This window comes from Paenibacillus melissococcoides (assembly GCA_944800085.1).
Lineage (GTDB): Bacteria > Bacillota > Bacilli > Paenibacillales > Paenibacillaceae > Paenibacillus_B > Paenibacillus_B melissococcoides.
In genome coordinates, this window is record CALYLO010000004.1 from 524,624 (window position 1) to 538,845 (window position 14,222).

Annotated in this window: 13 protein-coding genes and 1 pseudogene; 13 read left to right on the plus strand and 1 reads right to left on the minus strand. The window is 50.6% G+C overall.

The features are described from left to right. The first annotated feature begins 5 nt into the window (after nt 1–5). The 11 genes from OCY70_RS17210 to OCY70_RS17260 all read left to right on the plus strand — a co-directional run bounded on the left by OCY70_RS17210 (nt 6) and on the right by OCY70_RS17260 (nt 9,959). Nucleotides 6–602 carry a distal tail protein Dit gene (locus OCY70_RS17210; protein WP_213430162.1) on the plus strand — a complete coding sequence of 199 codons (597 nt, stop codon included), beginning with the start codon at nt 6–8 and terminating at the stop codon, nt 600–602. A gap of 23 nt (nt 603–625) precedes the next feature. Continuing rightward, nucleotides 626–1,147, plus strand: a complete 522-nt coding sequence (locus tag OCY70_RS17215) for a hypothetical protein (protein ID WP_249725471.1) — start codon at nt 626–628, stop codon at nt 1,145–1,147. 124 nt (nt 1,148–1,271) lie between these two features. Continuing rightward, nucleotides 1,272–1,913, plus strand: a complete 642-nt coding sequence (locus OCY70_RS17220) for a hypothetical protein (RefSeq protein WP_213430161.1) — start codon at nt 1,272–1,274, stop codon at nt 1,911–1,913. Nucleotides 1,914–1,927: 14 nt separating this feature from the next. After that, nucleotides 1,928–5,395: a phage tail spike protein gene (locus OCY70_RS17225; RefSeq protein ID WP_213430160.1), complete on the plus strand. Its 3,468-nt coding sequence runs from the start codon at nt 1,928–1,930 to the stop codon at nt 5,393–5,395. A 67-nt stretch (nt 5,396–5,462) separates the two neighbouring features. Beyond that, nucleotides 5,463–5,951 (plus strand): hypothetical protein, encoded by a 489-nt coding sequence (locus OCY70_RS17230; RefSeq protein WP_213430159.1) that lies wholly within the window; start codon nt 5,463–5,465, stop codon nt 5,949–5,951. 72 nt (nt 5,952–6,023) lie between these two features. Then, nucleotides 6,024–7,178 (plus strand): hypothetical protein, encoded by a 1,155-nt coding sequence (locus OCY70_RS17235; protein WP_213430158.1) that lies wholly within the window; start codon nt 6,024–6,026, stop codon nt 7,176–7,178. A gap of 25 nt (nt 7,179–7,203) precedes the next feature. After that, nucleotides 7,204–7,746 (plus strand): hypothetical protein, encoded by a 543-nt coding sequence (locus OCY70_RS17240; protein ID WP_213430157.1) that lies wholly within the window; start codon nt 7,204–7,206, stop codon nt 7,744–7,746. 115 nt (nt 7,747–7,861) lie between these two features. Next, nucleotides 7,862–8,473: a hypothetical protein gene (locus OCY70_RS17245; RefSeq protein WP_213430156.1), complete on the plus strand. Its 612-nt coding sequence runs from the start codon at nt 7,862–7,864 to the stop codon at nt 8,471–8,473. Between the two features lie 9 nt (nt 8,474–8,482). Further along, nucleotides 8,483–8,968: a hypothetical protein gene (locus OCY70_RS17250; protein WP_261944996.1), complete on the plus strand. Its 486-nt coding sequence runs from the start codon at nt 8,483–8,485 to the stop codon at nt 8,966–8,968. A 101-nt stretch (nt 8,969–9,069) separates the two neighbouring features. Further along, entirely contained in the window at nt 9,070–9,744 is a 675-nt protein-coding gene (locus OCY70_RS17255; RefSeq protein ID WP_213430154.1) for a hypothetical protein, read from the plus strand. Between the two features lie 17 nt (nt 9,745–9,761). After that, nucleotides 9,762–9,959, plus strand: a complete 198-nt coding sequence (locus OCY70_RS17260) for a hypothetical protein (RefSeq protein ID WP_213430153.1) — start codon at nt 9,762–9,764, stop codon at nt 9,957–9,959. Nucleotides 9,960–10,074: 115 nt separating this feature from the next. Here OCY70_RS17260 and OCY70_RS36180 read toward each other — a convergent pair. Further along, nucleotides 10,075–11,231 (minus strand): annotated as a pseudogene (locus tag OCY70_RS36180) (IS110 family transposase). Nucleotides 11,232–11,490: 259 nt separating this feature from the next. On the opposite strand from OCY70_RS36180, the gene OCY70_RS17275 reads away from it, so the two are divergent. Both OCY70_RS17275 and OCY70_RS17280 read left to right on the plus strand, forming a co-directional pair. Then, the gene (locus OCY70_RS17275) at nt 11,491–12,615 is read left to right on the plus strand and encodes a discoidin domain-containing protein (RefSeq protein ID WP_213429755.1); all 1,125 of its coding nucleotides are present in this window, start codon (nt 11,491–11,493) and stop codon (nt 12,613–12,615) included. Between the two features lie 57 nt (nt 12,616–12,672). Next, nucleotides 12,673–14,205, plus strand: a complete 1,533-nt coding sequence (locus tag OCY70_RS17280; RefSeq protein ID WP_261944997.1) for an SPRY domain-containing protein — start codon at nt 12,673–12,675, stop codon at nt 14,203–14,205. Nucleotides 14,206–14,222: the final 17 nt, after the last annotated feature.

The window sequence follows — 14,222 nt, forward strand, 5'->3', positions numbered from 1 at the left end:
GCAACATGACGATTAGGGACGCGGATTATTTCGTCTATGCCGGGGTATCCAGCATCGATTTCGGCATCCGGAACGTCAATATCAGCTCCGGCATGCTGGAGGAGAGCTTCGCGGCCCCGCGTTCGGTTCGCGAGGTCAGCATCGCGGGACGGGATCGTCCTTATTTTCAAAACATCGCCAAAGAACCGCTCCGCTTTCAGGTCTCATGCGCATTCGAAGAGACCTGGAATTCGGATCGGATTCGCGAAGCGGCGCGTTGGCTGACCGAGCAGAGCTATTACCGGGAGCTCGTCTTCTCTTCGGATCCGGAGCGGGTCTTCTACGCGCTGGTCATCGACGAGCCGATGCTGATCCATAACGGCTTATCCGAAGGGTATATCAACGTGACCTTTAAATGCGATTCTCCATATTCTTATTCCCCGGTCTATTACTCTCCGCGGTATGAATGGAAGGAGACCGTGGCGGAGATTGCGGAGCGGGACTTCGCCAAGGGAAGCCGGGAAGCGCTGATTCTTGGTCCGCAGGGAGAGCTGCGGCTCGATTCGCTCAGGCCGCGCTGGAGCGATTACGCCCGGGGGACGAGATGGTCCGACATTGGGTGAAGGAAAGGAGAGAGGAGTAAACGATGGCAAAAACAACGGAAAAACTAGCGCTGCATATTCCAGAATATGCGGATGAGATTTACGAGACGATCGAACAGCTCGGCCAGAACTTCGCCAAGCTGGATGAGGCCTCGCCTAACTACGCAACGGCCCCGCCGGTGGCGGGAACGTGGCAGCAGCGGGAGATCGTCTGGAATGCGGAGCCGGCGATCGGGGCTTATCTCGGTTGGGTGAATACGCGGACCGGCCGCACGGCTCCTTCCTGGATGGAACTGACCTCCTACAAGACAGGAGACTATGTCATCCCGCAGACGGATAACGCCCATGTCTATCTGTGCATTCAAGCCGGGCATTCCGGCGCGATGGAGCCGGTCTTCCCTACCGCGTCCGGCCAGGAGGTGCAGGATACGCGGGGAGCGGGGCGCTGCAGCGCTCAAAGCGGTACGAGAAGCATGATATCGTATTTCCGACGGTCGATAACGGCCGTTTTTATGTCTGCATCACGGCGGGCGAATCCGGAGGGACCGAACCGGAATGGGCGTTGACGGACGGAACGAGCATCTATGACGGCGCCGCCGTATGGCTCGGCTACCGCATCGCCAAGTGGAAGGAGAGCGGCATTTCCGCCCTGTTCCGTCCCTTCGGGAAAATCGAGTAGAGGTGGATGGGATGGCAAATTGGCTTGCATTATCGAATTTGCTCGGGGTGTACACCTCGGAGCCGCTGCCGCTTGCGCTCGAAGGAGACGGAGCGCTGACGAAGCTGGCGTGGGAGTGCGAGATTCCGCCCTCCTGCCGGGTTACGGTCCAGACCTCGCTCTCCCCGGATCAGGGACGGGCCTGGAGCGATTGGAAAACGTGCGTGAACGGCGGCGGCATTCCGGATATCGAAGCCGGGACGCCCCTTCGCGAAGCGATGCTGCGGTACCGGGTTATCCTGCAGTCCGGGCGGCATGGCGTCACGCCTTCCTTCCAGTCCATCTCCTTCCGGCTGGAACCGGTTGTCGTGTTCGACAATAAGGGAGATGTGAACTGCTCCCCGGAAATCTGGATTACGAAGGAAGGAAGCGGCGAGTTCGCGATCATGAACACGTCGCAGGGAGACGCCGCTTTTCGCTTCGAGCAGCTGCTGGATGAGGAGACGGTGTATGTGAACAATGATCGGCAGCATATCGAGACCAGTCTGGTGAACACGTACCGCTACAGCGAGTTCAACGACGGGTATTTATCGCTGCCGCCCGGAAGGAATGTGCTGAAGGCGCGCGGGAACGCCGCGTTCCAGTTCCGCTATCAATTCCGGAGAATTCAATAAGGAGGCGATGATGATTGCTGGGCGATATTGATTATCTCAGGAAACCGTACCGGCCGCAGCTGTTCCTCGCCAAGCCGAACGGCAGCGTCATCAGCAAGATCAGCGAAGCGTACGATATCAGCCAGAACATCTCGCTGTCCTCCGTGAACGAGCTGACCTTCAAAATTCCGCTGTACCTGGACGTGAACCACCGGCTCGTGCCGAACAAAAATATCGGCCTGCTCCGCGAGCGGTATCATATCCGGGTAACGCTTGGATCGAAAAGCGAATGGTATATGATTCACTCGATCGAGGACAGCGGACAGGATGACAGGCTGTACCGGCAGGTCGCCTGCTTCGCTCTTCCTTATGAGCTGAGCGACAAATCGATTCGGGATTACAGCGTCGAGTCGTATCATGCCGAGCAGGTGCTGACGGATCTGCTGCGCAACACGATCTGGAATATCGGCTATCTCGATGCCGACTTCAAGCTGACGTACCGCGCCTTCGAGTTCGGGAACACGACGGTGCTGGATGCGGTCTATCAAGTGGCCGAGACCTACAATGCGGTCGTCCAATGGGACACGCACCGGCGAACCGTGTCGCTTCTCAAGCCGGAGCTGTTCGGAGTCAACAGGGGCCTTTCTTTTTCCTATGGAAAATACCTGAAGTCGATCGGCAAGGAAGCGAGAGCGGATGAGATGGTCACCCGGTTGAAGGCGTTCGGACAGGACGGGCTCACGATTCAAAAGGTCAACCCGACGGGTCAGAATTACATTGAGAATTTCCGTTATTTTCTGTATCCGTTCGAGCGGGACGCGCAGCGGCGGGTGATCCGGCACAGCCAGTATATGTCCGATGAATTATGCCAGGCGCTGCTCGATTATGAGGAGCTGGTGGAGAGCAGGCGGGACAAGTTCCGGGAATTGCTAGCCGAACGCAAGAAAATCGAGGACAGTCTGAACGAACGAAGCATCGAGCTGGATAAGCTGAAAAAAAACGAAGCGGTCATTACCGACACGATGATTTCGCAGCAGTTCGAGCAGAAGATGTTTTTCGAGAAGTATACGCATCGCGGCAGCAGCTCGCGAAGGTTCGCGCTGAATCCGGAATATCCGTACGCCGTCCTGTGCAAGGTCAGTCAAGGGGGCGTCACGGTCTCGCTCGACGGCGCGGATCAAGCCGCGGCTCCGGACCGGTGGATGCTGCTCGGCAAGCGGCATCATGCGGACCAGGCGGTCATCGAGGTGCGGGGCGGCGAGGCTGAAGTGTTCCTCCAGGTGGCGCTCATCTCCCTCGACGAGCTGAACGGGGCGAACAACGGGCCGGACATTATTGAAAAGTTCAGCCTCGATAATAAGCAAATGCAGATCGCCGCGAAGGAAATCGAGATCAAGAATTTGGAGCAGGCGTTGGACAACGTCAAGGCAAACATTGCTGAGCTGCAGAAGACGCTGTCCGCCGACAGCAATTTCGCTCCTGAGCTGCTGCAGGAGCTGAACCTGTATGTCATCGAGCGGGAGTTCAGCGATGACAAGTACATTGACGAGCAAGATCTGTATGAGGCGGCGCTCGAGAAGTTCAAGGAGCTGCAGCGCCCCCGGACGACGTTCCGCATCGACATCGTGAACTTCCTCGAGATCGTCGAGGAGCAGCATAATTGGGACAAGCTGGTCGTCGGCGATTTTGTCACGATCAAGCATGAGCGGCTTCAGCTTGAGATCGAAGCCCGCATCGCGGAGATGACCTACGACTATGAGGATGGCAATATCAGCCTGACGATCAGCAATGCCAGAGATGTATCCGATGCGCAGAAGCGGCTGGAGAAATTCATCTACGACAGCAAGAACACGTCGATTGTCGTGGACACCAACAAGAAGAAATGGGGGCAGGCCGTTGTCGATACGTCGGACATGAGCCGGCTGTTCGACCATTTCTGGAACAAGGTCACGAACGACATCAATATGGCGTCGAATGAGTTCGTGACGCTGGACCGGAAAGGGCTGACGATTACCGATCCGAACGATCCGAACCGCTTCCTGCGGGCGACGCATGGCGCGCTGGGCCTGACGCGCTCGGGCGGGCTGCGTTATGATACGGCGATTACGCCGGACGGCCTGATCGCGGAGACGGTGCTCGGCAAGATCATTCTCGGGCAGCGCGTCGTCATCGGCGATACGACCGGAGTGTTCACCATCGAGGGCTCCCGCCTCATGATCGACGACCGCTGCGGCCGGGAGGTCGTGAAGCTCGGGCTGCTGGCAGAGCGTCCCGATCGGATCGGCATGATCGTGAATCGGTATGCTTCGGGCGATTGCGGCAGCGGCACGAAGGTGAACCGGGTCTCGATGACCGCGGATGACGGCTTTACGATCGAGCGTATTCGCAACGGCGTGTACGAGAAGACGTTCGGCACCTCGCTGGACGGCGATCTGTTCGTCAAGGCCGGGGTCGACGATCAAGTGTTTACGATTGACAAGCAGGGGCTTGCGCTCGGTTCCTCCGTATGGTCGTTAGCACCTTTTCACGCCGATTACTTGGGCAATGTCTGGATGAACAAGCTGTTCGCGAAGGACGCCGAGATTGAGAGCTCCCTGTTCAAGAACGGCCATATCGAGGGCTCCAGCCTCGTCATCGGCGAGGGCAACGATGTGTTCAAGGTCTATCCGAGCCTGGGCATCTGGGCCGGGCACGATGAAATCGGGAAGGCCCCCTTCCGCGTCGACATGAAGGGCAATCTGACGGCCTACAAAGGAAAGTTCGTCGGTCCGGCGGGCCATGTGCTGATCGACACGGAAGCCGGGTACATCGATATGGACCATCTCGATATTATCAATGTGGGCAAGCTCATTCCGGAAATGATCCAGGTGAACACGATTCTGGCCGACAAGACGTATGTGAATGATCTGGCGGTGAATAAGGTGAAGACGCTGCCGAAGGATGCGGACGAAGGAGAATATGTCGACTACATCGAGATCCAGGAGCATGCGATTCAGTTCATCACCGCCAGGGTGTCGAAGTGCGAGCCGGCGCATGATTCGCGCGGCCGTCCGCTCTACTGGCAGGATGCGGACAAGAAGGTGTTGACGACGGAAAACACCGGGATTGTGGCCAACACGTACAAATTCGACAGCATCAATGTGAAGCAGAAAATTACGTTCGAGCGGGACAAGCCCGGCGACGGCGCCCAGCCCGTACGCTATCTCGGCATCGGGGACGGCACCGGGGACGGCCACGGGGTGGCGATCGAGAAGAAGTATTCCGGCGGCTATATGCTGGAATACGGCGCAAGCGCCACGGGCAAAAAACGCAGCCTCGACTTGAGGGACGAAGGCGTGTACGTGACCGCGAAGGAGAGCGGCATCGTGCTGGACGGCCAAGACATCAAAGCGATCGCCAAGGGCGGCGCGGGCCGCTTCGGCACCGAGCGCGCTTATATTGAGATGACCGCAGACGGCAAAATGATCTTCCATGCGGTCCAGTTTGATTTTGTGAACAGTTGATTGATTGCAAAGAAGGAATGCGCCGGTTCGCGGGCGAGCCGGTTCCGCGGCGAAGGGAGGGGATGCGATGGCTGCCATCGCCTTGCATGTGGGCGCAACCGCCCCGGTCGTGAAGGATGGGCATGTGACTTATACGATACAGACTTATGAGGAGCCGTGGTGCGCGCATCGGGATCCTGACACTGGAGAGTGTGACGATCCTAGGGGCGATAAATGGCACACAACCGGATCAGGCAGCACCGGCGCGCTGATTACCGGCCGCGGCATTGCGGCGAGCTCCCGCTTCTATGTGAACGGCGTGTCTGCCGCCGTCGTCGGGGATCGGGTGAACGAAGCCTGGCAAGCCAGCCCGCCGGTTCCTTCGGATACCGCTAGGACGCGGTACATCAATATTTTCCCGGGAACGTCGGGCAGCGGTCGGGGCACGATAACGGGCGGCAACGCGAAGCGGGTGTATTTGAATGGCAAGCTGATTGCCGTCCAGGGGTCAAGCGTGACGACCTGTCTCGGGAATGGGACGACGATTCGCGAAGGAAATTCATTGATCAATATGTAGGCATGCCAGCGCTTCTCTTCAACGAGAGGCGTTTTTGGGTTGTAATAATGGCTTGATTAAGGAGGTGATAGGATGGCCCAATTACGGACGCATCTCGAACTGCATGATCCGGTGACCATTATTTGGCGGGAAGGCACGCCAGAGGAGCCGTACAAGGAGCATATCGATTCGCTCCCCGTGATTAACAACCAGATTACGCTGCTGGAGATTCCTTCGCAGACCGACAAGGTCCGCATCGAGGGATTGACCGAGGTCGACCCGGAACGATTCGATAAGAAGCTGGCCTTGACGCCGCATGAATTTCTGGTCAACTATGCGAACGGAACGATTCAGTTCCATCCGTCCCAGGAAGGCAAGACGCTGCTGTGCAAATATAAGGGCAGAGGCTTGATCCTCTATCCGGCTTCCCGCATCTATGCGATGGTCAGCCGGCATCCGGATGTCGTCAAGACGCTGCAGGACATGATTGACGAGATGCTGCAGCGGCTGCAGGAGACGAATCTGGCCATCGCGGAGGTCAACGAGGCCGTGGCGATGGCGAAGGAGGCGGCTCATGCGGCCGATCGGTCCGCCGACCAGGCGAATCAGGCCGCGGATGAGGCGAAGCTCGCTGCCGAGCAGGCGCTGTTGGCTTATAAGTCAACGCTTCTGGTGTTCAAGCCTCCCGTGGCGGATATGAAGGAGTTGATCGCGACCTATCCGTATCCGCATATCGGCTGGACCGTGCAGACGTACAAGGATGGCAACCGCTACCGCTTCGACGGCAAGGAATGGGTGCTCATCGACATCTTTGGCCGCAGCATTCAGCCGGTGAGCGAGCATGCGGACGGCCTGATGACGGTCGCCGAGCATTTGAAGCTAAAAAGCATCCCGCTGGAAGTGAAGGACCGGGTGATGGTGTTCTGCCTGCCGAATTCTTTATATCAGGGGGTTCAGAGCGTCATTGCGAGGTTCCCTTTTCAGGGGGAACTGATTGGCGTCGAAGCGTTGTGCGGCGTGCCCGGTGAATCGGATACCGAGATTACGGTGGAAAAATCCCTGGACGGGGCGAAGTGGAGCGGGATTATGTCCCATCCGGTGCGCATCAAGTCCCATCAGCATGTCGATGATCGCAGCGCCGCCATCGATAACAAGATCGTGAATGCCGGCGATATGTTCCGGCTTCATGTCGTGAAGCAAGGCGTGAACATTCAGCATGTCACGCTGCAGCTCATCGTCAAAATATAACGATAACAAGAAAAGAGGAATTAAGATGACCAAACCGATCGTAAGCTGGTTCAACAGCGCTCATACTGCCGAAATTGCCGCCCCGTTTGATTTTGGCGTCATTGATGCCGGAGATCTGGGGCCGCTGCATACGTTCAACATTTGGAACAACCGCAACGGCGAGACCGACGTCTCGAAGATGGAGGACTGCACGTTCACGACGCGCGATATGGGCGGGGGTACCGGCGATACGCCCGAAAACGACGTCGAAGCTGTCAAGAACAACTGGTTCCATGTCCAGGTGGACTCCCTGGGCGAGACCGATATCGAGGAAGAGACATCGGCGGTCGGCAAAATTCGCATGAAGCCGATCGGCACGACGGGCAAGACGACGAAGGATCATGAGGGCAACCCGCTGTCGATTCCGTTGACCCCGGCCAGCCAGGAGATTCTCGGGGTCAACAATAACGGGAACCCGATGGACGCCGCCGGCAACTTTGTGACCGTGACAGTGCAGCCGAAAATTCCGCTGGACGCGTCGAGCGGACGGCAAGAGTTCAAGCTGCGCGTATCCTATCGCTATGTATAACGTTGAATAGATCAACATTTTGCACCAAGATGATGTATGCAGGCGGGGCCGATAGGGTCCCGTCTGTTTTGCTATATGGAAATATTCATCTCACAATACAATGGGAGGTTTCCGCATGATTTTTCATAATAGGATAACGCGTTCGCCTGTCGCCCAGTCGTTCATCTGGGTGGCGGAATATGCCGACGGCTCGCATCTCGCTGAATATAACTTCGACAACCGAAAAGCAAACAGCTTTTATCATATAGACAAAACCAAACTGATCCGGTTCGGCTTGATCGGGGAAGGCTCGCAAATCTACTTCGATGTCGGCAACGGCGTATTCACAATGAACGGCCACCGACTGTCCTTGTCCTACTCGGCCTCCTCGCGGGAATATCCGCTGACCGGGCGGACCTTCCTGTACAACGATATTATTACGTACAAAAACGCCGTCTCCGACGCCAAGCTGTTCACGGCGGGCGGGAAGGGAGGAGCCTTCTCCGACTCGATTACCCAGTACAATATCGGCTACAAAAAACAAATGCAGCTCCACGACGCCAACATCGATTTTCAATGCATCCTCTCGATTCCCTATAATGATGCGGCGTTCATGCAGATTAAAATAACGTCAGACCTTGATCTGGACGGCACATTGCACATTCGCAGAAACGGCTTGCTTGTGGACGAGATGCAAGCGCCCCTGAAGGCGAAGCATGCCGGGCAAATCAATTGGACGATACGATGAGGTGATTCGATGACAAACGCTACGCATGAAGTGATCATTCCTGTCGACTTGGCAGCAGGCACGCTTACGGACACCGTCATCAAAGACGGCAAGCTGCAATTGAAGGAACTCAAAAAAGACGATGAGGGAAACATCGTCTACGCTCCCTCCGGCTCCTGGGAGTCGTTGCCGATCGTCATCCAGGACCGGTTCGCCGCCTTTCAACGGATCACACAGGCCGTAGACGTGAAGGGTGCCGCGGACTATAAGCTATTCATCCGCTATTCGTCGGACAACATCACCTGGACCGAATATACAGCCATCGACACATCGGACGGTAATCTGGACAGCGCCCCCTTCGCCAAATACGCCCAGCTCAAAATCGAGTTCATCCCCGCCCTGCACGACGCCGCCTTTACCGTAGACGACTTCACCGACACAGCCAAATACACCAACGAATGGGTCAACTCCGACGAGGGCGTGCTGGAGCTGAAAAAGCACTATCGCTATAAGTAAGAGAGGGACGAGTCTTGGAAAGACGAGGGCGTCTTGCTGAGGAAGAGGATACCGAATGGGAAGATGAAGAAGATTGATTCGTTACAAGTGGAGGGATAAGGATGCCAGTTCCAGCGACTACGGGACAATTGAGAAAACATGTGAAGGATATGAAGATTGGGGATTATATCGTTTGGAGTTATCACCCTGATGGCTATTTTGAGTTCGGCGCAGACACGTCAAGATATACAGAATGCCCATTAGAAGGAATTCCAAATGGGGAAACCTCAAAAGGTAAGTACTGGTATGGAGTTAAAGTCGACAAAGGATTAATTATTTCAGACAGAGTTCTTAGAAACCAATGGTCATGGGACTATTTGAATAGTGTGAAATATATCGAAGGGGTTAGTACGAAAATTTCCACGGTACAAGGCATTCTTCGTTCCCCTACTGGCGGTGTTGCTTATGCGAATGTTAACGGAAATAAGTCATTAACCGATCAAGGCTACGGTGGGTGGCCTGCTAATAATGAGTGGGATAAATATATAGTTAATTTTCCTTCAAACAAGATACAACAAGGCCACACTATAGATGATGTTTTCCATTGGAATGAAAAAATAACGATTTGTCAAGAGACTCCAGCTCTTGGGGTTATCACATTTGACGGGTTTAACACGACTGACTCTAAAAAAAGAGTAAGAAGAGGGTATAAAACGGTTCAGGCCTTGTATCACATAGCAGCAGAGTCTGCATCGGAATTTAATGGTTTTCGACCTGTATTCGAATACAAAGAATAGAAAGAAGGTGAATATAAGTGCTAGAAGAGGTAAAAAGTGTCGGCCAATTACGAATTGGAAAAAAAATAAGATGCCACTACAAAGCAATATCAAATACATTAGGTACTTTTTCAGGACTTGGGAAAGGAACATCCGGATTCATTTCACCTACGACATCATCTGCTGCACCAAACGGTGATTTTTATTTTTCTGTGAAAATCCAAACGCACTCATGAACGATTATCGTCTTTAAAAAGCAGCAGTTTTCTGAGAAATGACCATAAGATGCCCGGTCCACCTTCTTTGAAGGGGCCTTGTTTAAAATCGCTATGTTTCGTCAATGCTGTAAGGTTAGTTGATCTGCATGAGTGGTGCTTGTGGTCCACCTTCGATGTAAATTTGTTTGTTCTTCAGCATGTGGTAAGCAATGATAAGTATCTTACGTGAAATGGCAATGCAAGCTTTTTTCTTTCCTCGTCGTGAAGCAATCTTCCAGAACTTTGTTGCCAAGACCGTGTTTCGTGAGCGAGCGATTGCCCAAGACGCTTCGCATAGTGTCACTTTTGCATGAGGATTGCCTTTTACGCTTTTTGTACTTTTTTTTGCCTGCACTCTCGTGGTTGCCGGGTGCTACGCCAGCCCAAGAGGCAAGGTGATCTGCGGATGGAAATTGCTCCATATCGGCCGCGATTTCTGCAAGGAGTGCTGCAGCTGTTCGTTCGCTAACACCTGGAATGGTCTGAAGCAGTTCGTACTCCGTCCGATAGAGCTCCAAGTGATCGTTAATTTCGGCTTCCAACCGAGCAATGGACTTCTCTAAGTATTCGATATGCTCCCAACAATCTTTAATCAATCGAATTTGATGCGGGGTCATCGTGCCAAAAAGAGAGTCAGTAACTTCACTTTTTTTGTTCTTGATCGAACCCTTGACGCTCGCTTCAAATCTTCCGCGTCAACGTAACCTTTTTCGATTAAGCGTTGCAACAAACTGCGCCCGGAAACACCGAATACGTCTGAGATGACACTGCCTAGCTTGACGTTACCTGCTTCAAGATACTTCTGGATCGGTTTTTCTCCGCTGTTAGGGAGCCGATTCGTTTTTTTCGAAGTCGGCAGAGGTCCCGTAGCTCCCTTAAGTCCTCGGATGGCACAAAGCTGGGCTCAATTAGACCGACTCGAAGCAGCTTCGCGATCCATTCGGCATCACAAACATCCGTCTTGCGGCCAGGAACATTCTTAATGCGCTGCGCATTCGCCAGTACGACGGTGAAGTAGCCTTCAAGGATGTTGTAGACAGGTTTCCAATAGATTCCCGTGCTCTCCATTGCGATGTGTGTAACGCCTTGGGACTCCAGGTACTTAAGCAGTTCGAAAAGATGTTTGGTCATCGTTCCAAAGCTTCGGATCTCGCTGTGGGCCTCCCCCGCAGCATCTGTGGTCATCACACAAACGACGATTGTCTCTTGGTGAACGTCCATTCCAGCACAGCGTTCAAGCAATACTTCCATCTTGGCTTCCCTCCATAACTGAAATGCATGACGGCGGATGAATTCGAGCTTGAGCATTTTTCTGTTCGCGGTTCTCTGATTGGGCATACAGAGCCAGCACAGGTTTGTACACAGAACTCATCCTCAACAGTTTATTTGTCGGGGTTACACCACCATTAAAAAGAACGTGTTTCGCGTCATGTAGTAGCAGTATGGGAAATAGGTCCGACCACTAAACCCTCGCTATTTTCATGCTAGGTTTGCGAACGAGAGTTCATGAATGTTTATTTGTGTCGATAGGGATTATCTGGGTAGATGGAAATTGATCGCTGATAGAAACATACAGCATTCCATTTCATGGGATACCTTAAATAGTGCTGGAGTAGCCAATGGAAGTGGATTGCCAATTGAATTGGACTATGAGAATGTCGCGTTAAACAAGCACGTCGAGGCTGATACTAATCATTTTGAGAATTATTCAATATCCAAAGTGGTTGATGGCATTGACATTCATACTGACGGCTTTTTGCAATCAGATGGAGATAAAGGGAAAATTACAAGAATAATTATTGATTTGGGGAAAGAAGAAGAGATAGATGGATTAGCTCTGACCAATTTACTATATACATCGGGTTATCGTTGTAAAAACTTTGGTTTTAGTTGGTCAAATGATAAGAATAATTGGAATTTTATTATGAACGCGGTGCTGCCAAATAATGAAATTAAACACTTTTTTAAAGCAAAAGCACGTGCCAGATATTTCTCGATCTTACTTAAAGATAGTTATCTTGGTTCGGGATGGTCACTAGGGATTGGAGAAATTGAGCTTATTAAAACAAATCGCCAAACCAAATCAGTTCTTAGGCTGCTAACTGGTGGTACTAGTCCTGAGGATGAAGATAACGAATGGAACAAATATATTGTGAATGATACGTTGAACGGTTTAATCACGCCCGGAGATGATAATATCTGGAACTGGAAATCAGACACGCCATCTTGGACGAGTACAACTCAAACTATTGCCAGTAGAAGGGTGAGAAGAGGAGGAGGGTCAGGTGGATTAAGAGGATATTATAGTGATTCTGCTACCTTGTCAGAGTCCAATATTTCGGGTACAGCATGCGGATTTCGTCCGGTGTTACTTCTTTTACCTCCACTAACGAATTCCTTGATTTACCATGATGATAAATACAAAACATATAATAATGGTTGGAAACCAATTTCAACAACTTTACCCTCAAAAGACACTTTTATGAATTGTATTAATGATTTATCTATTCTGGACAGAAAAGTAAAAAATGTTTCTCTTCCTATGACCTCCTCTGTATTGGGTGAAGGGAAAGTGTTCAAAGCAAAGGTTGATTACAAAAAATACTTTGATATTAACAGGATTGATGTTAAGTAGATCTGAACTGGTTCTGTTTTTTTAGTGTATTAATATAATTGGTGGGTGGTGAGGAAAGTGGCAATTATAGATGTTACTTGGGATCCAGTAAATAAAGGTAGTGGTGTGATTATAAGTAATGCGAACCTAACAGCAAAAGTCCCTAATTACAATAATACTGTAAGAGCAACGCACGGGAAAAGCCACGGAAAGTGGTACTGGGAAATAACCGTAAGTGTTTATAATTGGCTGCTCATAGGAATAGTGAACAGAGATGCTGTTTTAACTTCTAGTAATAGTTCCACTCAAAATGCGCGGTATTATTGGGAAAACGGAAAAAAACTACCTGAAAATGTTCTGTATGGGAAGAATTTTGTTGTTGGAGATGTAATAAGTATCCTTCTAAACTTGGATAGTGGGACATTAGAATTTTGGAAAAATGGAGTTAGTCAGGGTATATCTCATACCAATATCAAAACTATGGGGGAAGTTTTTCCTGCTGTTTCAGCTCCACAATCAGGAGCAACAGAAAGTACAGTAACAGCTAATTTCGGAGCTTCCTCTTTTGTCTATCCTATGCCTAAGGGATTTTCTTCTTTTGATTGTAGGCAAAGGCATTGGGATAGTAGAATGCTATTTCAAACAAGTACCGAAAATCGAATGGCATTTTATAATAAGTTCAATACTATAACTGCAATTCCCAAAATGACATCAAATATTACGCCATCTGGACGCGCATTTGCAAAGGATATTTATTCAACAAGCTATGATGCTTGGAAAGCATTTAATCAAGTTGATGATACAGAAGGTTATGCATCTAAAACTGGTAGTGGTGGAGTTGGTTTTTTAGGGTATGAGTTTGATAAACCAATAGCCATTGCGAAATATGCTGTCAGGAGTATGGCTGGAAGTTCTCATTTGAATAAACTTCCAAGAGACTGGACTTTTGAAGGCAGTCACGACGGAGAGAAGTGGCATGTATTAGATACACAGAAAAACCAAACGTGGACTACCGTAAATACAGATAAGGACTACTACGTAGACATTCCGAAATCCTACAAAATGTATCGTTTGAATTGGTCTGCTAACAATGGATTTACAGGATATACAGATGTAAATGAATTAAAGATGTACAGAGGTGTTAATGTGGTTTCACATATTCCGACAGTAAGTGAAAAATACTTCACGGCGTACGGGATGGACAAAATAGCCCAAGAAACTTTAAAAAATAATTATGATAAGGTGCAGCTAATATCCAATAAAGAAAGCGAATTAAATGAAGGAAAGATATTTGAGCATGAGATTGATTTGAAGAAGTATGAAGTTAACAAGTTAATTATGGATAAAATTGAAGGAAAGTCTTTAATTCTTACTTCAGATGTTGTACACCTCAGTTTTATTAATTCAGCTTCAATTAATTATATCTCATATGCGGATGAACATATTTTTAGACATTTTGGTATGGGGAAATCGGTTGTTATAGATTTGGAAAAGGAGTTTAAGGAAAAAGTATTGATTGAAATGGAAGCTAATACAGTGGGAATCGGAAAAGTGTTTAAACAAAGAATAGACCCTTCCAAAATTCCCATTAAACAAATAACAATTATTTGATTTAACGAGAAAGGAGG

Excerpts from the sequence above, each read along its gene's own strand:
- OCY70_RS17255 (WP_213430154.1), top strand. The coding sequence starts at position 9,070 with ATGCCAGTTCCAGCGACTACGGGACAATTGAGAAAACATGTGAAGGAT.
- OCY70_RS17245 (WP_213430156.1), top strand. The coding sequence starts at position 7,862 with ATGATTTTTCATAATAGGATAACGCGTTCGCCTGTCGCCCAGTCGTTC.
- OCY70_RS17250 (WP_261944996.1), top strand. The coding sequence starts at position 8,483 with ATGACAAACGCTACGCATGAAGTGATCATTCCTGTCGACTTGGCAGCA.
- OCY70_RS17215 (WP_249725471.1), top strand. The coding sequence starts at position 626 with ATGGCAAAAACAACGGAAAAACTAGCGCTGCATATTCCAGAATATGCG.
- OCY70_RS17220 (WP_213430161.1), top strand. The coding sequence starts at position 1,272 with ATGGCAAATTGGCTTGCATTATCGAATTTGCTCGGGGTGTACACCTCG.
- OCY70_RS17210 (WP_213430162.1), top strand. The coding sequence starts at position 6 with ATGACGATTAGGGACGCGGATTATTTCGTCTATGCCGGGGTATCCAGC.
- OCY70_RS17235 (WP_213430158.1), top strand. The coding sequence starts at position 6,024 with ATGGCCCAATTACGGACGCATCTCGAACTGCATGATCCGGTGACCATT.
- OCY70_RS17240 (WP_213430157.1), top strand. The coding sequence starts at position 7,204 with ATGACCAAACCGATCGTAAGCTGGTTCAACAGCGCTCATACTGCCGAA.
- OCY70_RS17275 (WP_213429755.1), top strand. The coding sequence starts at position 11,491 with ATGTTTATTTGTGTCGATAGGGATTATCTGGGTAGATGGAAATTGATC.
- OCY70_RS17230 (WP_213430159.1), top strand. The coding sequence starts at position 5,463 with ATGGCTGCCATCGCCTTGCATGTGGGCGCAACCGCCCCGGTCGTGAAG.